General features: G+C 60.3%; 17 protein-coding genes and 1 tRNA gene. 7 read left to right on the forward strand and 11 right to left on the reverse strand.

Annotated elements, in window-relative coordinates:
• Positions 1 to 20: 20 nt before the first annotated feature.
• The 4 genes from ACLI1L_RS01115 to leuA all read right to left on the reverse strand — a co-directional run bounded on the left by ACLI1L_RS01115 (position 21) and on the right by leuA (position 6,415).
• Positions 21 to 1,421, reverse strand: coding sequence for a DNA polymerase III subunit epsilon (locus ACLI1L_RS01115; protein WP_411707838.1), 1,401 nt, complete (start codon positions 1,419 to 1,421; stop codon positions 21 to 23).
• 51 nt (positions 1,422 to 1,472) lie between these two features.
• On the reverse strand, positions 1,473 to 3,653 hold the full coding sequence (locus ACLI1L_RS01120; protein ID WP_411707839.1) for a hypothetical protein: 2,181 nt from the start codon (positions 3,651 to 3,653) through the stop codon (positions 1,473 to 1,475).
• A gap of 110 nt (positions 3,654 to 3,763) precedes the next feature.
• Positions 3,764 to 4,540 carry a hypothetical protein gene (locus tag ACLI1L_RS01125; protein ID WP_411707840.1) on the reverse strand — a complete coding sequence of 259 codons (777 nt, stop codon included), beginning with the start codon at positions 4,538 to 4,540 and terminating at the stop codon, positions 3,764 to 3,766.
• Positions 4,541 to 4,597: 57 nt separating this feature from the next.
• Positions 4,598 to 6,415, reverse strand: coding sequence for a 2-isopropylmalate synthase (gene leuA / locus ACLI1L_RS01130; RefSeq protein ID WP_411707841.1), 1,818 nt, complete (start codon positions 6,413 to 6,415; stop codon positions 4,598 to 4,600).
• A gap of 220 nt (positions 6,416 to 6,635) precedes the next feature.
• Between leuA and ACLI1L_RS01135 the strand changes: the two genes are divergently transcribed.
• Positions 6,636 to 7,763, forward strand: coding sequence for a mannosyltransferase family protein (locus tag ACLI1L_RS01135; RefSeq protein WP_411707842.1), 1,128 nt, complete (start codon positions 6,636 to 6,638; stop codon positions 7,761 to 7,763).
• Here ACLI1L_RS01135 and ACLI1L_RS01140 read toward each other — a convergent pair.
• Positions 7,760 to 8,638 carry a DMT family transporter gene (locus ACLI1L_RS01140; protein ID WP_086588695.1) on the reverse strand — a complete coding sequence of 293 codons (879 nt, stop codon included), beginning with the start codon at positions 8,636 to 8,638 and terminating at the stop codon, positions 7,760 to 7,762. The two genes, ACLI1L_RS01135 and ACLI1L_RS01140, sit on opposite strands and share 4 nt — an antisense overlap.
• Positions 8,639 to 8,862: 224 nt before the next feature.
• Here ACLI1L_RS01140 and ACLI1L_RS01145 point away from each other — a divergent pair, with 224 nt between their 5' ends.
• Both ACLI1L_RS01145 and ACLI1L_RS01150 read left to right on the forward strand, forming a co-directional pair.
• Positions 8,863 to 10,128 carry an aspartate kinase gene (locus tag ACLI1L_RS01145; RefSeq protein ID WP_023020397.1) on the forward strand — a complete coding sequence of 422 codons (1,266 nt, stop codon included), beginning with the start codon at positions 8,863 to 8,865 and terminating at the stop codon, positions 10,126 to 10,128.
• Between the two features lie 32 nt (positions 10,129 to 10,160).
• On the forward strand, positions 10,161 to 11,192 hold the full coding sequence (locus ACLI1L_RS01150) for an aspartate-semialdehyde dehydrogenase (protein WP_394286232.1): 1,032 nt from the start codon (positions 10,161 to 10,163) through the stop codon (positions 11,190 to 11,192).
• A 108-nt stretch (positions 11,193 to 11,300) separates the two neighbouring features.
• Here the strand turns inward: ACLI1L_RS01150 and ACLI1L_RS01155 are convergent, their stop codons facing one another.
• Positions 11,301 to 12,707: a hypothetical protein gene (locus ACLI1L_RS01155; protein ID WP_394286233.1), complete on the reverse strand. Its 1,407-nt coding sequence runs from the start codon at positions 12,705 to 12,707 to the stop codon at positions 11,301 to 11,303.
• A gap of 284 nt (positions 12,708 to 12,991) precedes the next feature.
• On the reverse strand, positions 12,992 to 13,534 hold the full coding sequence (locus ACLI1L_RS01160; RefSeq protein WP_394286234.1) for an RNA polymerase sigma factor: 543 nt from the start codon (positions 13,532 to 13,534) through the stop codon (positions 12,992 to 12,994).
• 105 nt (positions 13,535 to 13,639) lie between these two features.
• Between ACLI1L_RS01160 and ACLI1L_RS01165 the strand changes: the two genes are divergently transcribed.
• Positions 13,640 to 15,190: a catalase gene (locus tag ACLI1L_RS01165; protein WP_411707843.1), complete on the forward strand. Its 1,551-nt coding sequence runs from the start codon at positions 13,640 to 13,642 to the stop codon at positions 15,188 to 15,190.
• 90 nt (positions 15,191 to 15,280) lie between these two features.
• Here the strand turns inward: ACLI1L_RS01165 and ACLI1L_RS01170 are convergent, their stop codons facing one another.
• Positions 15,281 to 15,868, reverse strand: a complete 588-nt coding sequence (locus ACLI1L_RS01170) for a hypothetical protein (RefSeq protein WP_411707844.1) — start codon at positions 15,866 to 15,868, stop codon at positions 15,281 to 15,283.
• 85 nt (positions 15,869 to 15,953) lie between these two features.
• On the opposite strand from ACLI1L_RS01170, the gene ACLI1L_RS01175 reads away from it, so the two are divergent.
• Together ACLI1L_RS01175 and ACLI1L_RS01180 are read left to right on the forward strand one after the other, a co-directional pair.
• On the forward strand, positions 15,954 to 17,402 hold the full coding sequence (locus ACLI1L_RS01175; protein ID WP_086588702.1) for an ABC transporter permease: 1,449 nt from the start codon (positions 15,954 to 15,956) through the stop codon (positions 17,400 to 17,402).
• A gap of 456 nt (positions 17,403 to 17,858) precedes the next feature.
• On the forward strand, positions 17,859 to 19,223 hold the full coding sequence (locus ACLI1L_RS01180) for a CitMHS family transporter (RefSeq protein ID WP_411707845.1): 1,365 nt from the start codon (positions 17,859 to 17,861) through the stop codon (positions 19,221 to 19,223).
• 34 nt (positions 19,224 to 19,257) lie between these two features.
• On the opposite strand, the gene ACLI1L_RS01185 is transcribed toward ACLI1L_RS01180, so the two are convergent.
• Positions 19,258 to 19,334, reverse strand: a tRNA-Pro gene (locus tag ACLI1L_RS01185).
• Between the two features lie 78 nt (positions 19,335 to 19,412).
• Positions 19,413 to 20,303, reverse strand: coding sequence for a metallophosphoesterase (locus ACLI1L_RS01190; RefSeq protein ID WP_023020405.1), 891 nt, complete (start codon positions 20,301 to 20,303; stop codon positions 19,413 to 19,415).
• A gap of 33 nt (positions 20,304 to 20,336) precedes the next feature.
• Here ACLI1L_RS01190 and ACLI1L_RS01195 point away from each other — a divergent pair, with 33 nt between their 5' ends.
• On the forward strand, positions 20,337 to 20,801 hold the full coding sequence (locus tag ACLI1L_RS01195) for a GatB/YqeY domain-containing protein (RefSeq protein WP_394285845.1): 465 nt from the start codon (positions 20,337 to 20,339) through the stop codon (positions 20,799 to 20,801).
• Positions 20,802 to 20,831: 30 nt separating this feature from the next.
• On the opposite strand, the gene ACLI1L_RS01200 is transcribed toward ACLI1L_RS01195, so the two are convergent.
• Positions 20,832 to 23,321: a transglycosylase domain-containing protein gene (locus ACLI1L_RS01200; protein WP_086588704.1), complete on the reverse strand. Its 2,490-nt coding sequence runs from the start codon at positions 23,319 to 23,321 to the stop codon at positions 20,832 to 20,834.
• Between the last annotated feature and the right edge of the window lie 80 nt (positions 23,322 to 23,401).

The raw sequence follows: 23,401 nt of genomic DNA on the forward strand, positions 1-23,401 counted from the left end.
AGGGTAGTCGCGCGGGCGGCTTAGTCGTTCTTTTTCCCCGCCGAGCCGCCAGAATTTCGTCGGCCTCTGCCGCGACCACCGCGGCCGCCCCGGCGACGGCGGCGCTTTTGGTTCTTAGCGCCGCCTTTTTTGTTGTTGTGGGAAGAGCGTTGGGGCCGGGGCGTGGGTTTGCCGGATTCGGGTTCCGGGACGGCGTCTTCGATGCGGGTGAGGGCGTCAAGAAACGCGGTATCGGACATCAGCGGAATGCCCTTGCGGTGGGCGTGCATGGGTTTTCCCACCAGGTTAGTGGTCACGTTGCACACGACCAGCGAGGATTCGCGGGTGAGCTTCTCGGAATAATTGAGCTCCTCACGCATGAGCGCGGCGATGATGGTGTCCGGGTCCTCGAGGATTTCCGGAGCGACTACGATTTCCATGCCGCGGCGCAGTTCCTTGCCCGGCTCGTATTTGCCGGGGTTGTGGTGTTGAACGGGGGCTTCGGCAGCGTCGACGCGCACGTGGGAGCGTTGCAGGCCGAAGCGGTCGGCGCGCACCTCCTCGGGCGCATAGCTGCGCACCGTGCCGCCTCGTTGCTTGCGGTAGAGCGCGATGAGTAGTTCGGTTTGTTCGCGCGAAGTCTCGGGTTCGGGCCGCTTGGCGCGCTCCACCGAGGCCTGTGGCGAAGCGTCCAAGCCGCTCTGCTTAGCGACGCCCCCTAAACGCACATCATTCGACCGCACCTGCTGCGCATAGGAGGTGGCCAAAGTATCGATGATGCGGACAGGGGTGGGTACGTGTCCGACCTTCTGGCGGCGCCGGCGGCCCTTGTTGCGGCCGCGGTTGCGCGCGCGATTTTGGCGGGCGGCGGCCATCATGGCGCGGCGGGCTTCAGCGACGAGAAAACCCCAGGTATAGGGGAGATCGTGGACGATGAGTGTGCGGCCGTCAATAAGCTTGTCCAGCGATTTGAGGATCTTGCCAAAAGCTGGCGCCTGCTCAATATCGGTGGTGCTCAGCCCGTGGAGGTGGCGCGGCCCGGCATCGATATCGGGCTTGAGGACGGCGTGGAATTGCTGGCCCTGCTCGCTGGTGTCGTTGAACGCAATGGCGTCGATAGTAACGATGCGCCCGGTGCTGGGGTGAATGCCGGTGGTCTGGATGGTCAGCGCCACATAGGGAAAGTCCGCCGCCTCGTTAGGCGAGTCGGCCTGCTGCGACTGTTGCTGGGCCGGTGGGTGCGGTTTCGGTTTCGGCTTGGGTTTCGGGGCGTCTGGCTCCCCGGAGGCACGGACCGCACGGCGGGGCTTAGTGCGGCGCTGTTCCATGCCTGGTTTGGGCGCTGTGGACCTGGCCGCGTGGCGCGAAGCTACCGTCGCGGGCGACGGCGCTGGGGCCGATGCCGACGGGTGCTGCGGGGAGGGGCCAGGTGTGTTGTTCATTAAACTCAGTGTAGTATCCCGCATTTCGGGCAGGGGGACAGGGCGCGCCGCTTAATCTTCTACAACGACGACAATGACCTTCGGCGGGGTTGTTTGTTCCTCAGGTTCTTCAGGGCGCCCCGGTGCCTCTGGCTGCTGCGGTTCAGCCGGCTCTTCCGGCTCTTCCGGCTCTCTCGGTTCTTCTGGTTCGAGCGGTACGAGGGGCTCATTCGAGCCGTCCGGCGCGCCGCGGTCTGCCGTGGGCAGTTCCGGTTCGACCTCTGGTTCTGGCTCCGGGGTGGGCACGATTTCCGAGCCAGGGATCGTCGTCGTTGGGACAGTAGTTTCCGGCTCTGGCGTTGGCTCGAGTTCGGAACCTGGGATAGTGGTGATCGGGACGGTGCTATCGGGCGCCGGCTCAGACTGGGGCTCCGAAGTCAATAACGAAGACGTCGTTGTAGGTGCAGTCGACTCTGAAGGCGTTGGCTCTGAGGACTCTGGTTCGGGCAGTGGCGTCTGTTTATCCGTCGAGGTGGTGGCGCCGGCTTTAGTTGTGGTCGTTTCAGCCGAAGTCTTTTCCGAAGTAGGCGTATTTGAAGTAGGTAGGTCGGACGGCTCGGCAGGTGCGGTAGCCTCCGTCGACGTCGTGGCCTTCGATGATGACGTCGAAGTTGCAGAATCCGTAGATGCCGTGGTCTGCGCGGGCTCCGTGGTCTGCGTTGTCTGGGAAGGCTCGGCAGATGACGAAGACGTGGAGGTTGCGGTGGGCTCCTTGGCTGCTAGCTGCGGCGCCGGCTCAGAGCTGGAAGATGGCGCCGCCGCCGGAGTCGAAGCCGGGGTCGATTCGACGTTACTAGCCGCAGCGGCGGCGGCAGCGGCCGCGGCGGAGGCGGCGCGGGAAATTGCCTGGGAATCATGGCCCTGGTGCTCGCCACGGTGCTTGTCGTGGTGGCCGGCGGCAGGGGTCGTGGCACGGTCAGTCTGAGGGGTGTGCGTCGGCCGCGCCTGCTTAGACGGTTGGGGCGCGGAGGTGTGGCGGTGATGCGATGGTGTCTTTGAAGGGGCGTCGGCAAGCGGGTGCTGGGTCGCGGAAGTCGCGCGGGATGGCGCGGCGACACCGCTGGTGGGGCCAGCATCGTGGATGCGGGGCGTGGCGGGGCGCGCGGGGCGCTTGGGGCCATTGCCATCGAAATGGGAAGAATCGTCGGTGGAGTGGGTGCTTTCCGGAACGGGCGCGGTGGAATGCGAGTGGGTGTCCGAAAGAGCTTCGTCCTCACTAAGCATGTGGGTAGCCACGGTGGCGCCGCCACCAACTAGCACGGCGACCCCGGCTGCGGCCAGCAGATTCGAGGTCAAGGCCCCAGAAGCGCCGGCGGCACTGGCGGCAGAGGTGATGCCAAAACCACTTGCGGAGGAGGTGCCAGCGGCAGAGATTCCGGCAGTGGGGCCGCTGGGAACGCTGGTTGCGGCCTGTGCGCGGGCTGCGGTGGCCGCGGACATGACGGCGGCGCCACCGGCGACAACGCCCAGAACTAGGCCGGCGTGGTGCCTATTGGCAGCGTTGTGCGCGTAGATGGTCAGCGCGGGGCGGTCATCGGCGTCGTAGTGGAAGTAGCCGTGGGCAATGGCGAGGCGGCCGGATTTGGTGCAGTCGAGCACGGCGGGGGCAATCTCGCGGGCGGCCTCGCGCGGGAGGGAACCTAAAAAGATGCTATTGACATAGACATCAACGGTATTTCGCCGCAGGAAACCACGGGTGCGCAAGGAGACGAGGTAGTGCTCGTCGGAATGCGGAAAGCCAGTGACGTCCTTGGAAAACTCCGTCAATGTGGCGGCAGCCTCGCCCGGCAGCATGGTCCAGCGCTGCGCCGGCGGGTTATTGGCGGGGATGCACAGGTGCGGTGCCGGCAGGAGCAGGTTGAGTGTGGGCCACTCTTCGCCGGAGGCATCTGTCATGCTTACGTGGGCGGTGGCGCGTGGGCGTAGGCCGGCGCTGAGAACCCAGTCAAAGAGTGCGTAGGCCCGGGAATCGGCGGCGCTGAGGCGGCCAAGGAGAGAATCGCCGATCCACACCGCGAAGCCTTCCTGGGCGGTGCGGGGGCCGAGCTCCGCAGAGAGGTAACCGCCTTCCGCGGCGGTGGATTCGAGCAGTTCGCTGAAAACTTCTGGCGAAACATCCTCGACGGGCAGATTATGGATCACGCCAAAACCGTGGTCAGGGACCACGTAGGTGGCGGAATCCAGCGAAGTCATTGGGACCTTTCGATAGGGGGGGTAATAGTAACACTGTATTTTAGGCACTGCCGTGGGCCATTTCCAATTTCCCCGGCCGGTGAACAAGGGTGTTATCCTGCCCGAAAGTTTTACAGAATAAAAATGAGCACGGCGATGAGCGCTGCAATCACCAGTAGGGCCATGACGGCGGGCCACCACCGGCGGCGGGGTGCGGGGTCATCGGTGCTTATGGCGCGGAAGCTCGTAGTTTCGAAGGTTTCCGTGGCGGCGGGGGAGGTAGGGGCGGCGTCGGCAAGCGAGGCTTCCTTCGAATCCGGCAGCGGCGCCCCCGCGTAGATGCTGAGCACGCGGCCGGTGTTGCGCGGCGCATGGTAGGCATGGGCCAGGGTTATGCCCTGCTTGGCGACGTCCACCCCTTCCAACCGCCCCACAAACTGCGGGCCCAAATAAGCATCGGTGCCGGAACCGGTGGTGCTGGGCGAGAGCGTAACCAATACGTGCATGCGGGCGTGGGCGGGAATGTCCAGATCTGCGGGAAGATCGGTGATGTCGATGGGTGGGGCATAGCCCAGCATTGTCCACGGGCCCGCTGGCGGATTATTCGCCGGCAGGCAAAGGCCCGGCCGGGGCAGCAGCAGCGACAAAGAGCCATCGGGCTGCGGCGCGGCGGTGGCTGCAGGGGTGAGCCCGGCGCGAAATAGTAGATCTATTTCGGGATACTCGGCGCGGTCGGCGCTGGTGATGTGCCCGATGGTGGAGTCGGTACGCACCTCCAACCCGCCGTCTGGGCGGGGTGCCAAGGTGACGGTGAACTCTCGGTTTTCCTTCGTCTGCGCATCATAGATGGGCAGGGCCTGCACGGCGCCCAAGCCACGGTGCGGTATGAGGTAGGTAGAAGAAGGCATACCCACCCTTCTACCACGCCGGGCCGCGGCGCTGGTGTGTATCGCCGGCGAGCAGGCCTAGGCCAGGGCGCGGTTGACGGCGGAGTTAATCGCGTTGATCGAAGCCCGCGTGGTGGACCCGGCGATGCCCGCTCCCCAGACCTTGTTCTGGTTGACGTCGGCGGCGATATAACAGGCGGCTTCGGCGTCGTCACCGGCGGAACGGGACTGCTGGGAGTATTCCATGACCTCGAAGTCGATGCCCAGGGATTCCAGGGCGTTGGCATAAGCCGCAATGGGTCCGTTACCGCTACCTGAGACGGTGGACTTTTCCCCGCGGAAAGCCACGGTGGCGGTCACCGATGCATCCCCATCTTCTGTTGGGGCATTGTCCATATGGAAAGACTCCAGGGCCAGCGGAGCCTCGCGGTCCAGGAACTCGGTGGCAAAGATATCCCACATGTTTTTGGAATTGACCTCGCCGCCTTCGGAGTCGGTGATTTCTTGAACCACGGTGGAAAATTCCGCTTGCATGGCGCGGGGCATATTGATGCCGTGATCGGTCTTCATGATGTAGGCAACGCCGCCCTTGCCAGACTGAGAGTTGACGCGGATGACCGCCTGGTAGTCGCGGCCCACGTCCTTCGGATCGATGGGCAGGTAAGGAACCTCCCAGATGGCCTCGCGCATTTCTTCCCACGAGACCTCGGTATTATTCGCGCCGGGGCGGATGGTGGCTGCCAGCGCGTCCAAGCCCTTATTAATTGCGTCCTGGTGGGAACCGGAGAACGCAGTAAAGACCAATTCGCCGCCATAGGGGTGGCGCTCCGGCACGCGCAGCTGGTTGCAGTATTCAACGGTTTCGCGAATCTGCGGCAGATCGGAGAAATCAATCTGTGGGTCCACACCCTGGGTGAGCATATTCAGGCCCAAAGTGACGAGATCTACGTTGCCAGTGCGCTCGCCGTTGCCAAACAGGCAGCCTTCGATGCGGTCCGCGCCCGCCATAAAGCCGAGTTCGGCGGCGGCGATTCCCTCGCCGCGGTCATTATGCGGGTGCAGGGAGAGCACGATGTCCTTGCGTCGGGCTAGATTGCGGTGCATCCATTCGATGGAATCGGCGTAGATATTGGGCGAAATCATCTCCACGGTGGATGGCAGGTTGATGATCATTGGATTCTCTGGGGACGGATCCATGATGTCTACCACCTCATCGCAGACCTCGCGGGCGAAGTCCAGCTCGGTACCGGTGAAGGACTCGGGGGAGTATTCCCAGCGCCACGTGGTATCCGGGTAGTCGGCGGCGATGGATTTAATGAGTGTGGCAGCATCGGTGGCCAGCTTCTTAATGGCGGGTTTGTCTTTGCGGAAGACTACGCGGCGCTGCAGCTTCGAGGTGGAGTTATAAAAGTGCACGATGACGTTCTTGGCGCCCTCGCAAGCTTCAAAGGTGCGGCGGATCAGGTGATCGCGGGCCTGTACCAGGACCTGAATGGTGACGTCATCGGGAATTTTATTGCCCTCGATGATTTCGCGGACAAAGTTGAAATCGGTTTGGGAGGCAGAGGGGAAGCCCACCTCGATTTCCTTGTAGCCCATCTTGACCAGCAGGTCGAACATGCGGTGCTTGCGCTCTGGACTCATGGGATCAATCAGCGCTTGGTTACCATCGCGCAGATCCACCGCACACCACTGGGGAGCGTGGGTGATTTTCTGGCTGGGCCATGTGCGGTCTGGCAGGTCGATGTCTTCTACCTCGACGGCGAAGGGTTGATAGCGCTCGTGGGGCATGGCGGAGCCGCGCTGCTTATTCCACGCGGGTTGTCCTTCGCGGCGTGGGCCGGTGGGGGTGGTGATGTCGCGCGGGGCGCTGATAAAAGAGTCAGTGGGGGACATGGGGTGCGGGTTTCCTTTTCTGGTGTCTATGGGGAAAGACGGCCAGCTGGGCTTGGGTAGCCGGACTCCGCGACGGGGCGCTGGCCAGTGCTTAGGCCGAAATCCCGCCGCGGCAGATAAGGAGTAAGTCATTCCGCTGTGTCATATCGGTCACACTACAGGCTTTCTCACTGTGTGGCAAGAGATTTCATTCAATGAGACGCAGTGGTGGTGGGGTACCATGCCTTTCGTGTCTAATCCCCGCCATGCCAAGCCTCAAACATCATCCATACTGCGTTCCTTGTGGGCGCCTGCCGCACTCGTTGCACTCATCGGAGCCGCATTGCGCGTAGGCGTACTCGCAGCGGTGGCCGCCGCGCAGGACGATAAGCTGTGGGGGCTGCTCAATAAGTGGGACGCTAAGCACTACGTAGAAATCGCCCGCGGCGGGTACTTTGGTGCGGATATTTCTACGGATGGGCCGGTCCATGAGACGACCATGGCCTTCTTCCCGGGATTCCCCTTCCTCGTGCGTGGGTTAAGCAGCATCTTCGGTACCGACGAAGCGGGCACTGCCATTGCGCTCAATGTGCTCTTTAGCATCGCGCTGGCTGCCGGTGTGATGGCCTTGGCTGCGCGCATGGGCATGGGGAAGTGGGCCCAGGTGCTCAGTGCTGTTGTGGTGACCAGTGCGCCGATGTCCATCGTGTTTTCCATGCCGTATACCGAGGCACTTTTTGGGGCCCTGGCCATATGGGCGGTGGTGGCGCTCGTAGAGGAGCGATGGTGGGCTGCCGCGGCACTAATTTTTGTAGCCGGACTCGTGCGTCTTACCGCGGTGGATCTCGTTGCGGTCTTTGCGTTCATGGTGCTGCTGCGGGCGCGAAAGAACTGGCGGGCCTGGGCTGCGGTGGTGTTTTCGGTCGTGCCGCTGGTGGGGTATTTGTGGTGGTCGAGCAGCCATCTCAAGGAAGTTGGCGGTTATTTTGGGATCCAGAAAGAACATTGGAACTCCAGCTTTGATGGCGGCAAAGCCACGGTTATCTGGCTTTGGGAGACGCTTAGCGGGGCTACTAACGGTGGATATCTGCTCAGTGCCGGCGTGATGATCGCTGCCCCGGTTTTCCTTGTGTTGGCATGGCGCCGCCTGCCGCTAGCGGCCTGGTTATTCTCTGCGGTGCTGATGGCGAACGTGCTGCTTTCTGATGGCATCATGCACTCGCGGCCCCGGCTGCTCCTGCCGGCGGTGATTGTGTTGTTGCCGTGGGTGAGAAAGGGGACGTCGGCAAGCGTGGCGGTTGGCGCCTGGGCCCTGTTCGGGGCGTGGTTTTCGGCCTATATGCTCGGCGTATTTGAGTGGGCCATTTAGCCGCGCTGGCTTACCGGGCTGCGGGAGAGCACGATGGTGGAGAGCACCATGACGGTAAGGGCGATGAGCATAATTGCCCAGCCGACGGCCGTATCGATGAGGAATTTCTCTCCCAGCACCATGTAGCCCAAGCCGAAGGCCACGATGGGTTCAAAGATGGTCATGGCCGGCAGGGAATGGGCTAGGGGGCCGGCATTAAAGGAATATTGCTGCACTACGGTGCCGGTGAGCGCGAGACCGATGAGGCCGTAGAACTGCCAGCTTGCCAGGAGCGTGCTAAGGCCTTCGTGGGTGAAAATGTCCACCACGGCCTTTGATAGCAGGGCGACGAAGCCGTAGATGACGCCGCAGGCTGTGCCCAACGCTAAGGGACGGTTATCCGGTAGCTTCATGGCTACCGCAGCAAGTAGTGCGAGGGTGACCAACCCTACAAGGAGTGCCGGCCACCAATCGCTCCATTCCGGGCGGGGGTTTCCTGCGACCGGACGGCCGTAGACGACCATGATGCCCACCGCGATGGTTAATGCAATGGACCAAAAGACCTCATGGAAAGGCATTTTGCGGCCGGAATACCACGCCGAAAGTGGGAGGGTAAACATTAAGGACAGCACCAAGATGGGCTGGACCACCAGCAGGGTGCCAAAGCCGAGGGCGATGACCTGCAGGCCATAAGCGCCAATGGCGGCCGCGGTGCCCACCCACCACAAGGGGTTGGACATGGCGGCGCGCATGACCGAATCATCGGCGTCGAGGGCGATGCGGTGGCGGATGACCGTGCCCCAAGCAACCGTCAGCGCGGATGCGAGCGCGAAAAAGATGGCGAGGAGGTTGCTTAACACCCGCTCAACGGTAGTAAAAAATCCTGCTATATGCATATTCTTCCCTGCATGGCGCGCGTTTTTCTGCGCTGAGGGAGCGAGCGTGTGGTGCGCTTAACGTTGGGGGCGTGTGAATAAAAATTAAGCATTGTCTAGGAATTATGATGAGGGCAAAGACCCTGCGGGGTAGCATGGGTCTTTGACTAATGAACGACAGGTATTTCCGGGCGTGTACACACACGCCAGGGATGCCTTGAACGACGAAAGGCGGCATCCTTACCGTGGCCCTGATCGTGCAAAAGTATGGCGGCTCATCCCTCGAATCCGCAGACCGCATCCGCGCCGTTGCGGAGCGCATCGTGGCCACCAAGAAGCAGGGCAACGACGTTGTCGTGGTGTGTTCCGCCATGGGCGATACCACCGATGAGCTGCTCGACCTTGCCGCCCAGGTCAATCCCGTCCCGCCGCAGCGAGAGATGGATATGTTGCTTACCGCTGGCGAGCGCATCTCTAATGCTCTGGTGGCCATGGCAGTGGAATCGCTTGGTGCCCACGCCCAGTCCTTTACCGGCTCCCAAGCCGGAGTGCTCACCACCGAGCGCCACGGCAATGCCCGCATCGTGGACGTGACCCCGGGCCGCCTGACCGAGGCTTTGGACGAAGGCAAGATTTGTATCGTCGCCGGCTTCCAGGGCGTTAATAAGGAATCGCGCGATGTCACCACCTTGGGTCGCGGTGGCTCCGACACCACCGCGGTCGCCCTTGCTGCCGCGCTGAAGGCGGATGTGTGTGAGATTTATTCTGATGTCGACGGCGTCTACACTGCGGACCCGCGCATCGTCCCAGACGCGCAGAAGCTAGACAAGCTCTCCTTTGAGGAGATGCTGGAGATGGCCGCGGTAGGTTCCAAGATTTTGGTCCTGCGCAGCGTGGAGTACGCCCGCGCGTTCAATGTACCCTTGCGAGTTCGCTCGTCTTATTCAAATGACCCCGGCACCCTAGTTACCGGATCGATGGAGGATATCCCCGTGGAAGAAGCAGTACTAACTGGTGTAGCAACCGATAAGTCCGAGGCAAAGGTCACCGTCCTAGGCATCCCGGATCGCCCGGGGGAGGCTGCGAAGGTCTTTCGCGTCATTGCCGATGCAGAGATTAATATCGATATGGTCTTGCAAAATGTCTCCTCCCTGGAGGACGGCACCACCGATATCACCTTCACCTGCCCGCGTGCCGACGGTCCGCGTGCCATGGAGCTGCTGAGCAAGCTGAAATCTGAAGGAGGCTGGGCCAATGTGCTGTATGACGACCAAGTGGGGAAGGTCTCCCTCGTCGGCGCCGGCATGAAGTCCCACCCGGGCGTTACCGCAGAGTTCACCGAGGCCCTGCGCGACGTCAACGTCAATATGGAGCTCATCTCCACTTCTGAAATCCGCATCTCCGTGCTCACCCGCGAGGCTGACCTGGAAAAGGCCGCCCGTGCACTGCACGAGAAATTCCAGCTTGGTGGCGAAGAAGAAGCCACGGTTTATGCTGGAACCGGACGATAAACACCCACAGCAACTACAGAGGATTTAAAGTCATGACCACTGTTGCAGTAGTAGGCGCTACCGGCCAGGTCGGCCGCGTTATGCGCTCCATCTTGGAAGAACGCAATTTCCCGGCCGATAAGGTGCGCCTTTTCGCCTCTTCCCGCTCCGCCGGCACCGAGCTGGAATTCCGCGGCGAGCAGATTACCGTTGAGGACCTTGCCGAGGTTACCGAGCAATCCGTCGCCGACGTTGATATCGCCTTGTTCTCTGCAGGTGGTTCTACCTCCAAGCAATGGGCTCCAGTGTTCGCCGCGGCCGGTGCGACCGTGGTGGATAACTCTTCGGCCTACCGCAAGGATCCAGAGGTCCCCCTCATCGTCTCCGAGGTCAACCCACAGGAAGCCAAGAACACCCCCAAAGGCATCATCGCGAACCCGAACTGCACCACCATGGCCGCTATGCCGGTGCTGAAGGTCTTGCACGATGCCGCGGGCCTGAACAAGTTGCATGTGTCCTCTTACCAGGCGGTCTCCGGCTCCGGCCTGGCCGGCGTGCAGGCGCTGGCCGCGCAGGTCTATTCCGTTGGCGAGCACAATGTGGGTTTGGTCCACGATGGCTCTGCACTCAATGACGAGGACTTTGGCCCTTATGTGGCGCCCATTGCCTATAACGCGCTGCCGATGGCCGGCAACCTCGTGGATGATGGCTCCCTAGAGACCGATGAGGAGCAAAAGCTGCGCAACGAATCCCGCAAGATCCTAGACATTCCGGAGCTGAAGGTTGCAGGTACCTGCGTGCGCATCCCGGTCTTTACCGGCCACACCCTGACCATCCACGCCGAGTTCGACAAGGCAATCACCCCCGAGCAGGCCACCGAGCTTTTGAGCGGTGCCCCGGGCGTTAAGCTTGCCGACGTCCCCACCCCGCTCGCTGCCACCGGCATCGACGAATCCTTGGTAGGCCGCATCCGGCAGGACCAGACGGTGGACGATAACAAGGGCCTCGTGCTCGTTGTCGCCGGCGATAATCTGCGCAAGGGTGCCGCGCTCAACACCATTCAGATCGCGGAGCTACTCGTTTAAGCAGGTTCCGCTTCGTCGCAGGTTACACAAAAAGCTCGGCACCCTCCTTCCTCGTTACGGGATAAGGAGGGCACCGAGCTTTTATCTTGATTGACGTGGGCGAGAAGGCTAGTCCTCAGAGACTGGCTTGGCGGTGCCCGTAGCCTTGCCGCTATCAGCGGCAGAATCCTTCTTGCCAAAGTCAAGGTCGCTATCGGAGGACGGAACCTCTGGCTTGGTGTGCTGCACGTAAGTCACGGATGGCTCCGGATCCTCGCGGTCGTAATCAAGATCGTCATCGTTTTCGAGCTCTTCGTGGATCTCTTCTGCGATATTGGTGACGAACTCGGTGGTTTCCATATTGGATGCCGCAGCCAGCTTGCGCAGCTCGCGCTCATTCTTCTTGGTAAAGCGCTTGCGCGGATCCAGGCGGCGGGAAACCAGCTCGTGTGCGCGCATGCGGCGGTCGGACTCATCGGCCAGCTTGCTGCCGTTCTTGATGCGGTTGAAGACCATCACCGCGATCATCAGCAGGCCCAAGTAACCCAAGATCGGGTAGACATTGCTGACCAGCGTCTGGAAGCCCACGAAGGACAGGACGAAGCCGACGATGCAGCAAACAGCGTAGACAGGGTAGAAGCGCTTAGGATTATTGCGCGTCAAGCGCTTGCCCAGCGCGTAGAACATGCCGATAGCGGTATTAAAGACCATGCCGTAAACAACAAAGGTCATGAGCACACCGAGTACCGGGTGGATGCCGGTAATCAGGCTCAGCACTGGCATATCTTGACCGTTGACGTCCTTAGCTTCGAAGAACAGGGCGAAGACCAGCAGGGCCAATAGGATGAGGTAGAGCAGGCCACCGATAAGGCCACCAATGCCCACTGCACGGTTATCCAGGAAGTTACCGCCAATGACGATGGACATGGACACAGCCGTCATCACGTTTAGGCCGGTGTAGTTCAGTGCGGATAGCCACCAGTTGGGCAGCGAGGTATCTACATTATTAACCGCCCAGTCATTCATAGCGGAGAAGTCTACGTCCGCGTTCACAATGGTATAGCCGGTGGCAAGCACCACGAAGATGATGATGAACGGGGTGATGGTACCGATGACCGCGGTCACGCGGTCAACATCCATCAGGCCGACGAGCAGTACCAGAATCAGCATCGCGGTGGCGCCTACCCATACAGGTATGGACGGGAACTGCTGATTGATATTCGAACCACCGCCGGCGAACATGACGAAGCCGATGGCGAACAGGGTCACCAGGGTGGACCAGTCCAAGATCTTGGCGGTAAACGGCGATGCGACCTTGTCGTAGACAGCGGTATGTTCCTCGGCCTGGAAATACGAGCCGAGCTGCAGGATGGACACGCCGGTGATCATCATCAAGCCAGCGGCTAGGGCGATGCCCCACAAGCCCCACTTGCCAAAGGCCACGAAGAACTGCATAGCTTCTTGGCCAGAAGCGAAACCCGCGCCCACGACGACGCCGATAAACGCCATGGAAATTCCGATTGCGCGTTTTAACATGAAAGGGAGAAACTCTCTTACTCACACGCGCCGGGCCCGGCATTGGGATCGCGCAGGCCCGGATCGACGGTCGATTTATCACGTGTGTACACATCTAATAAACCACACATCGGAGAAATATTTCGGGCAAGAATCGCCCTAATTGTGGCCTCCTTCACCCAGCATCTGGTGCTCAATCTGCAGCTAAATGCCAAAAATTGGGGCCCTTGGGGCGCAAGGTAACCAGAACGTAACAATGTGCAGGTGACATTATCTCGCCGCCTTAAGGGGCTGGTATGGGGGTATTAACCTGTCCCTGCGATCAGATCCTTGCGGGCGCGCGCGACGCGGGAGCGGATAGTACCTACGCGCACGCCAGCAATCTTGGCCGCCTCCTCGTACGTGTAGCCCAGCACCTGGGTGAGAATGAGGGCTTCGCGGCGGTCGGCCGGGAGGGCGTCGATAAGCGCGCGGGCATCTATCCATTCACTCCATGCCGTGGACTCTTCTGGTGCCGCACCAATGGCGTCTTCGTATTCGGTGGCAGATTTGCGCGGCCGGGCCATATCGTGGCGAATATTATCCACCCACACACGCCGGGCTAAAGACAGCAACCATGTGCGTGCCGAGGACCGGGCCGCAAAGCGTGGCAGGGCGCTGATAACGCGCAGATAGGTCTCTTGGGTGAGATCGTCGGCGCCTTCCGGCCCGCCTAAATGCGCTAGCAAACGCCACACATCATCCTGGGTAGCCTTAATAAACTCCGTCAGCGCCGCACGGTCACCGCGACCGGCCCGAAGGGCAAGGTCGGTGACGCGGGCGTCATCTGCTGCGGAGTGGTGAGTCACCTGAATGAATCTACCAGTAGCCCCTACACTCCTTTTAGACCCCTGACAACCGGTGATTCTTTTGCCACACTGGTAGTACATTTCTACTGATTGCCAGGAGGCACAATGACTGATTTTACCGCTGATGACATCCTGAACAAGGGCCAGCGCCCTGCTGGCAAGGGCAATACCACCCGCCCGTCTGGCCAGCCAGTTCCTTCTGAGAACACCTCGGTGACTGCCGGCCAGCGGGGACCAGTGGTGCTCAATGACATCCACCTCATTGAAAAGCTTGCCCACTTCAACCGCGAGCGCGTGCCGGAGCGCACCCCGCACGCGAAGGGCCACGGCGCCTTCGGTGAGCTGCACATTACGGAAGATGTTTCTGCCTATACCAAGGCCAAGGTCTTCCAGAAGGGCACCGTCACCCCGATGATGGGCCGCTTTTCCACCGTCGCTGGTGAGCAGGGATCCCCGGATACCTGGCGCGATGTACACGGCTTTGCGCTGCGCTTCTACACCGAGGAAGGCAACCTCGATATCGTGGGCAATAACACCCCGGTCTTCTTTGTTCGCGATGGTCAGAAGTTCCCTGACTTCATCCACTCCCAGAAGCGCCTGGGCACCAATGGTTTGCGCGATGCGGATATGCAGTGGGATTTCTGGACCCGCAACCCGGAGTCTGCCCACCAGGTCACCTACCTCATGGGTGACCGCGGCACCCCGAAGTCGACCCGCCACCAAAATGGTTACGGTTCCCACACCTTCCAGTGGGTCAACGAGGAAGGCGAGGCTTTCTGGGTGAAGTACCACTTTAAGACCCGCCAGGGCGTAGAGAACTTCACCGACGAGGAGGCCACCACCACCGCCGGCCAGAACCCGGATTGCCACCGCGAGGACCTCTACAACGCCATCGAGGAGGGCAATTACCCAGTCTGGGACGTCAAGGTACAGATCATGCCGCTGGATGAGGCGGAGAACTATCGCTTTAATCCTTTCGACCTAACCAAGGTCTGGTCCAAGAAGGATTACCCGCTGCACGATGTGGGCTACTTCGTGCTCAACCGCAACCCACGCAATTTCTTTGCACAGATTGAGCAGGTGGCGCTCGATCCATCCAATATCGTGCCGGGTGTTGGCCTCTCCCCAGATAAGATGCTGCAGGCACGCGTTTTCGCCTACGCTGACCAGCAGCGTTACCGCATTGGCCCGAACTACCAGCAGTTGCCGGTCAACCAGCCGCAGAATGTGGATGAGGTCAATACTTATCAGCACGAGGGCAGCATGCAGTTCCTTTTCAATGCCCCGGAGGATCCGGTGTACTCGCCGAACCGCTATGAAAAGGGTACTGGCGTGCTTGACGACGCCGCTGTGAATGACCGCTCCCAGCTCGAGACCACCACCGCGGCGGAGCTTTATATCAATCCGGAGTCCTACGGCGGCGATCTGGTGCGTGCACCGTACGTTCGCCACTCCGAAGATGATGATTTCGTGCAGGCGCGCGACTTGTACGAAAACGTCTATGATGACGCCGCCAAGGAGCGCTTGGTTACCAATATCACCAATGCTATGGCAGGTGTATCTGAGGAAACCGAGGAGCGCGTTTACGACTACTGGACTAAGGTGCACCCAGCCCTTGGCCAGCGCGTGCGCGAGGTCTACGCCGAGAAGAAGTAATCCTTCCGCGGCAGTCCCTCCGCACAAAAACGCCGCCCCCGTATCGCGCAGCTATAAAGCGCGGTACGGGGGCGAAGTCATGCTGTGCGACTAGTCGCAGCGGCGCATATTTTCGGTAAGGAAAGCGGGAGCCCCCTCGGCGGCCCATTTGTCTACGTCGTAGCACGGGGCGGTCATGCCGGAGGTGGCTTCGCCAATGGGCTCAATGGCTACCCACTGGCCATTGTCGTAGCGCGCCCAAACCGTCCAGTCCGTGCTGTCCTTGCCGAAGTGCGCCCATTGGCCATCGCAGTCACTGACTCGGATATTTGTCATGCTTGGGGCCGCGGGCTGCAGTGCTTCTGGGGAACAATCGCCACGGCCGGTATCGGCGGGCGCGGCGGCCTGGTCTTCGCCCTCTTTATCGCCGGCTTCTGCGGGGGATGTGGAGGGAGCTGCTTCTACGGAAGTAGGTTCAGCCTCGGCGGTGGTCTCTTCGGCTTCCGACGTGGTGGCCTCGCTCGTGGCTTCTTCGGAGGAGGTCTCCTCGGCGGAGGAGCTAAGAGCAGTGGCGTCGGAAAACTCCGGTTCTGCGGACGTATCGGCGTCGTTGGAGCAGGCAACAAGGCCAAAGCACAGCGGCACGAAGGCCGCAGTGGCAAGGTAACGGGAAGGAGCTAGGGAATAAATGTGGGGCATGCCATATATTCTAGAGTAATCGGCAATGTGGGGTGCTCGGCGCGCCTGCCGCAGGGGAGTGACCTGCAAGGATAGGTTCATTACCATGACCTCACGCCTTGCTTCCCCAGACGCTGCGTCTCACTCCCGGTGGCGCAGCGTCCTCTTGATCTTCTTGCTTGCCCTGCCGTTGATTATCGGAGCTACGGTGGCGGGCCTCGCGCAGTGGGAACCTGCCCATGCTTGGTCTAGCGCCGCGCAGCCGTTTGGCGCGCCACGGGAAAATTCTTCCTCCCCAGAGGTGAAGGAAGCCGCCGAGGCAGCCAGTCGCGCCCAGGCACAGGCGAGCATGCTGAAATCGGGCGCCAAGCAACTCGACGACGGCACGGGGGAGCTCAACAAGGGGGCGGATGAGCTTGGAGGGGGCGTCGACAAGCTGGCGACGGGCTCCCAAGAACTGGTATCCGGCCTCAATCAGCTGCAGTCTGGAACCAATACGCTCGGTGGCGGCGCCACGGAGCTGGCCAATGGCGTAGGTGGCGCTGTGGACCAGGTGGTCGGCCTCGGGGCCGTCCAGGGGCAGATCCTGCAGGCCATCGATGGCACGATGCACGATCTAGAAGGCAATAAATCCAAAGAAGCGAAGGATATTCGCGCGCAGCTGGGTGATCTCCGCGCGCAGGTGAATAATTTCCGCCTGGATAATTCGGTCACTGGCCAGCTCAAGAGGCTTAAGGACGGCTCGCGCGATCTATCCAATCAGTTGGCAGTCAATGGCTACGCCTATCACGATGGCGTGAATCAGGCGGTATCAGGCGCACAAGAGCTCAATGAGGGCATTGCGGAGCTTAGCAAGCGCGTCGGTGAGGCGCAGGAAGGCGTGGACAAGCTTGACGACGGCGCCGGCAAGCTCTCCGGCATGGCGGCCCAAAATCAAACGAATGTGGGCGATATTCAGCGTGCTCTGCCGCCGGTGCATACTGCATCCCAAGGACCGACGCATTTGCTGAGTCCTATTGTGGCGCTGCTGATCTCCGCCTTGGTCTTGCTTGCAGGTGCGGCCGCTGGCGTGGCCTGGCACGTAGGGTTCCGCCCTTGGCTAATGGTGGCTGGCGGAACGCTGGTTGCGGCGGCCATCGGGGAAATCCTCCTCTTCGTGCTTGCCACTGGTTTTACTCCCCTGGCGGCGGCCTGGGCTGGGGTGGCGCTTCTCCTGGGCGCGCTGTCTATGACGGCCATTACGCGTGGCCTGCTAGGCCTGTGCGGTATTACTGCCGGCAGTATTCTTGCGGCACTCTTTGGCATCGGCCAGACCGCGCTGGTGGGTTGGTTGTGGAAATCCGCCGCAATTGCTGGGGTTTCTAAGGTATGGCAAGTTATTTCTAATCTTTTGCCGCTGAATTGGACTACCGCGGCCGTCACGGTGGCGGGCAACGAAGGCGAACAAGCCATCCTCTGGGCTGGGATTGCGGTATTGTCGGCTGTCACTCTCGTTGGGTTAAGTGCAAAATGGTGGGCCTTGTCCACAGTAAAAACTAAAGATTCAGTTAATTAGGTCTGAAAATGCAGACCTAAGAATAGAAAACATTGGTGGAAACTGGGAATCTTGGTGTCCGCTACCGTTTGTATTGAGCGAGTGCTACAGTTGGTCTTGCTCACAAAGCCTACTTAGGGGGTAGGCAAACGGTTTCTCCAATCCGTTGTGAGTGATAGGGAATAGGGACGACGCGGCGCTGTAGGGGCACCGCGTCGTTTCCCATATGCGGGGTATTTAGCTGTAATTTTTGCGGAAGGGCCTGTTAGAACGGCCGCCATTTTCGTCGGGATGGGGTAGTTTCCACACCTTATGTACCGCTTTTGGCGATAATTATCTATGGGCAATTCAATTTAAAGGGGGATGGACTTTGGGGGTAGTGGTAGTGCTGCCGGTGGCCAGGGTTTAATCTGAGTCACACCCCGTCTATCTGTGTCACGTGCGGCACGGCGGGACGTCAACTTGTAAAGGAGCACTATGCAGACCCCGCTCGGCCTTACGACCGTAGGCCTTTTGGTCATTTTCGTGACGGTGGGAATTTTAATTCGCGGCCGGGTAAACCCCATCATTCCCATGACATTGGTGCCCGTAGTTGGTGCCCTAGTATGTGGATTTGGTCTAGGCGAAATATCTGACTTTTTCAGCGAAGGCTTAAGTTCCGTCATCAACGTTGTGGTGATGTTTATCTTTGCCATCATCTTCTTTGGCATATTGCAAGATGTTGGCCTATTTACTCCGGTTATCCGCGCACTCATCAAGGCCACGCGCGGGAAAATCATGGCCGTAACGTTGGGCACTGCGGCGATTGGCGTAGTAGCGCACCTCGATGGATCTGGTTCTACCACCTTCCTTATCACCATCCCCGCACTACTCCCGCTCTATCGTGCGTTGAATATGTCGCGCTACGTGCTTATCACCATTGTGGCGATGGCCGCCTCCATAATGAATATGGTCCCTTGGGGCGGTCCGCTTGGCCGGGCCGGCGCCGTAGTCGATCAAGAGCCCAACGCCATCTGGGCGCAACTTTTGCCCATTCAGGGCGTAGCGATTGTGCTGGTCTTCGTGTTGGCTGCGCTTTTGGGGTGGCGGGAAAAGCGCCGTATAGCGGGTTTGCGCGAAAGCGGCGAGTTAGCAGGCGGCACGGCAGTAGACGTTAATGAATTGGCCGATGAATTCGCTGCTGCACAGGTGCGCGAACAACATAAATTGGGCTACCACTTCCGCACGGGACGCTGGGTTACCGTGGTCAACGTTGTCGTAGCCCTTGCGGTCTTAGTGGCTCTGCTATCGGGCGTAGTTCCGCCCGCCCCAGCCTTCCTCGTGGCCACTACTATCACGCTAGCCATTAATTTCAGCGGTTCCATGGAACAAGGCGAGGCCCTGCGGCGCCATGCGCCCAATGCATTGGCCATGGCAGGCGTCATTCTTGCCGCGGCCATGTTCTTGGGCGTTCTCAATGAAACGAAGATGCTTGAAGAAATCGCCCTGACGCTAGTTGACGTCTTGCCGGAGGGTGTCGCGCCGCATCTTCACGTTATTGTGGGCTTCTTTGGCGTACCGCTTGACTTGTTGACCTCGACGGATGCCTATTACTTCTCAGTTCTTCCTATTGTTCAGGGAACCGTGGAAAGCTTTGGGGTCAGCGGTATGGGAGCGGCCTGCGCGCTCATTATTGGCAACGTGGTGGGTACCTTCGTCTCGCCCTTCTCGCCCGCGTTATGGCTGGCATTGGGGCTAGCGGAAGGCCAGATGGGTAAATATCTCAAGCTGGCTTTCCCTATTGCGTGGCTATTTTCCGCCATCTTGGTGGCCGCGGCGCTGTTTATGGGAATGTTGGCCTAGTAAAGAAAAGGCCCGCAGCACAGCTGCGGGCTCATGGTCGGGATAACAGGATTTGAACCTGCGACCTCTTCGTCCCGAACGAAGCGCGCTACCAACCTGCGCCATATCCCGGCGTTCCGCCTTGAAAAGCGGTACCTCGATACTTTAACGCAAGCTAAGCGCAATCAACAAAACGGCAGGTGGTTGCGTTTAGTCCACCTCAGTGATTTTTAGCAGCGTGGCGGAGGGCCGGCAGAAGATGCGTACGGGGGCAAATTTGGAGGTGCCCAAGCCATTGGAGACATGCATTTTCATCGGGCCGAAATCGTGGAGCCCCTGCACGCGGTCGCGGTCGATGCCGCAATTAGTTACCAGTGCACGGGAGCCCGGTAGGCAAATCTGGCCGCCGTGGGTGTGACCGGATAGGGAGAGCTGGTAGCCATCGGCTGCGAACTTTTCAAGCACGCGGGGTTCGGGAGCGTGGAGGAGGGCCAGGGACAAATCAGCATCCTCGTTGGGTGGGCCGGCGATTTCGGAGTAGTCATCTAGATCGTGGTGCGGATCGTCTACGCCGGCGGCGGCAAGACGGACGTTGCCCACCTTAAATTCATGCCGGGCCTGGTTGGCATCGCGCCATCCGTGCTCCATAAAGGCGGCGCGCATACCGCGCCAGGGCAGATCCACATAGGAGGGCTCGCGCTTCTTGCCCAGCAGATACTTGAAGGGATTGACCGGCCGCGGGGCCCAGTAGTCATTGGTGCCAAAGACAAAGAGGCCGGGGCGGGCGAGAAGCGGACCGAGAGCGCGCAGCGTATCGGGAACGGCCTGTTGATCGGAGAGATTATCGCCGGTGTTGACCACGAGGTCCGGCTCCAAGGCGTCGAGAGCGGAGACCCAGGCAATTTTGGTCTCCTGGCCCGGGATCATGTGCAGATCAGAAAGGTGGAGCAACCGAAATTCCGGTTTGCCACGCAGAGTGCCCTTGGGCAGGAGGGGGAGCGTATATTCCTTGAGCTCGAATTTGGTCAGTTCGCTATAGCCCCATGCTGCGGCGCCCAGGCCCGCAGCGGTGAGGCCGCCAAGAATACGTAAAAGTTTCACGGCTACCACCCTACCTGGCGTACATTGATAGGCATGAGCGAGCTAAAACAAACCATCCGTGCAGATCTGAAAACCGCAATGAAGGCGAAGGAGAAGCAGCGCACCAGCGCCATCCGTGCCTTGCTGGCCGCCATCCAGGCCGAGGAGACTAACGGCTCCCGGCACGAGCTGGAGGACGCCGATATCCTTAAGGTAATTGCGCGCGAAATTAAAAAGCGCCGCGAGTCCGCCGAGGTCTATGAGGAAAACGACCGCCCGGAGCTGGCAGAAGCCGAGCTTGCTGATGTCCCCTTCTTCGAGGCCTACCAGCCCCGTCAGCTAGACGAGTCCGAGCTGCAGGCCCTGGTGAAGGAATCCATCGCCGAGGTCGAGGCCGAAAACGGCGAAGCACCCACCATGAAGCAGATGGGTGCAGTAATGAAGGTGGCCAATGCCAAGGCCGCCGGCCAAGCGGACGGCAAGCGCCTGTCCGCTGAGGTCAAGGCCCAGCTGAGCTAGAGCGGGCGAGACCGCACTGGGCGGCGGAGCCTAGCGGCCAAGCAGGCTGCGGATATCGTTGGCAAAGTTATCGATATCCTCTTGGCGGATGCCAAAGTCTTCCGGGGAGAATCCGCCCCCGCCACCGTCACCGCCTGTGCCGCCAGTCGAGCGGCCCGGGCTAGTAGCACCGTCGGTATTAGCGCCGCCGGTGCTATTTTGCGTGCCGGTGGAGTTAGCATCGGCCACGCCGGAGGAGGGGGATTGGGAGGCCCCGGCGCCGTCGGAAAGCTGCAGCGTAATCTCTGCGCCCTTCTTCTTTCCGTCCTTGCCGGTAATGGCGCGAACTACGCGACCATAAGGCACATCGCCGCCGATGACGCGGGAAGTCTTGACCACATAGCCCTTAGCTTCCAAGGCCTGGCGCGCCTCGGCCTCGGACTTGCCGCGCAGGCCATCTAGGGTCTTATCGGCCGTGGTGCCGTTATCGTATTTCTTATTGTAATTTGGCAGACCAGCCTTGGTTGCTATCGGCAGCTGGGAGGCCATGCTGAAGAAGGTCTGCGCCGGCTCCAGGCCGCCGTAGAGGTTGCCCCAACCCGCGCACTGGCGCACCGGACCAGTACACAGCGGGACGGTGGAGGTGCCGTCGTTATAAATATAAGGAGCGGCGGAAATGCCCTCATTGAATCCCAAGAAAGCAGAGGACTGGTTGGATTCGGTGGTGCCGGTCTTAGCCGCAATAGGGCTGGAATAACCGGCCGCCTGGGCGGCATCCTTGGCCGTGCCCTGCTTGGCATCTTCGGACAAAGCATTGCTCATGGCGCGGGCAACGTCCTTATCCACCGCCTGCTCACACGGGGTTTCCTTAAGGTAGACCTCGTTGCCTTCCTTATCGGTGACCTGGGCGATGGGGTTGGGTTCACACCATTTTCCATCCGAGGCCAGCGTGGCACCCACATTGGCTAGCTCCAGCGGGTTGACCTGGTCCGGGCCTAGGGTAAAGGAACCCGAATTGGCATCCTTGGTGTGCTGGGCAATGGAGGTGTCCTTATCAAAGCTGCCCTTGTCATCGTAGGAGCGCAGGCCCAAGCGCACCGCCATATCAACGATGGGGGCTACGCCTACCTGCTCGGTGAGCTTGATAAAAGGCGTATTGGGCGAGTGGGCCAGTGCTTCCTGCAGCGTCATGGTGGCCTTATAGGCGCCAGCGTTTTCCACGCAGTAGCGGTCCGCCGGGCAGCCGGCGGCGCCGCCGTGACCAAGACCTTCCGCCTCGTAGCGGGCGGGCACATCCACGGTGTTTTTAATGCCATAGCCCGCCTCAAGCGCGGCCGCGGCGGTAAAGACCTTAAACACGGAGCCGGCACCGTTGCCTACCAGGGAATAGGGCTGCGGCAAGATGGTTTCATTCTTGTCCAAGTCCAAGCCATAGTCACGGGAGGAGACCATGGCCAGCACCTTGCGATCCGATGTGCCGGGTTTGATGACGTCCATGACTTCCGCCACGCCTGGGGCGTCCGGGTTGGTGTGGCTTTGCACGGCCTGAAGGGCCTTATCCTGCACCGTTGGATCCAGCGTGGTCTTGATGGTGTAGCCACCGCGGGCCAGCTGTTCCTCGCTAATGCCCTTCTTATCCAGGTACTTCAGCACATAATCACAGTAGAAACCGCGGTCACCCGCGCCGATGCAGCCATTGGCTAGGGTTTGGGGCTTCTTGCCGACGCCCAGCTTTTCCCCCTTATACTTATCCGCTTCCTGCTGCTTGATATAGCCGTTATCCGCCATGGATTGCAGGACGAGGTTGCGCCTTTCGGTTACTTCGCCGGCGTTGGTATAGGGGTTGAGGCGCTCAGAGGATTGGACCATGCCCGCCAGCATTGCTGCTTGTGGCACCGTGAGCTCAGAGGCGTGGGTGCCAAAATAGGTGCGGGCTGCCGCCTCGACGCCATAGGCATGGTTACCAAAAGACACCAGGTTGAGATAGTTGGTGAGGATGTCATCCTTATCTAACTCCTCATCCATCTTGGTAGCCATGCGCATCTCGCGCAGCTTGCGGGTTATGGATTGCTCGGTGGCCGCGGCACGCTCTTCATCGGTGGTAGCAGAAACCAACAGCAAGTAGTTCTTTACGTACTGCTGATCGATGGTAGAAGCACCCTGGGAGACACCACCCGAGGTCAGGTTGGTCCACAGTGCGCGGAAATTGCCCTGGAAGTCTACGCCTTCGTGATCATAAAAGCGCTCGTCCTCAATGGAGACGATGGCGTTTTTCATGGCTTTAGAAATCTTCTTGCCCTCCACCGGGTGGCGGCGCTGGCTGAAGACATAGGCCATGTCCTTGCCCTTGGCATCTTTAATAGTGGTGACGCCAGGGATATTACCAGCCGTCAGATCTTGCAGGTCAGATTGCATGGTTTCGTTAGTACGGGCAATCGCTACCCCGGAAATGCCCGCGAAGGGGGCAAGGGCCAGGGCGAGCAGCGCGCCTACCAAGACCGTAGACAGGGCTATCTTGGCCAAAGATTTGATGACAGTCACGCCCCATACACTACGTGGTCGCCCTTGGTGGGTGGAAGATCACTCGCACCCCCTAAAGTGTGACGTGTTAGACAATCTTC

Source organism: Corynebacterium sp. LaCa117, from assembly GCF_046717765.1.
In the GTDB taxonomy this organism is placed as follows: domain Bacteria; phylum Actinomycetota; class Actinomycetes; order Mycobacteriales; family Mycobacteriaceae; genus Corynebacterium; species Corynebacterium kefirresidentii.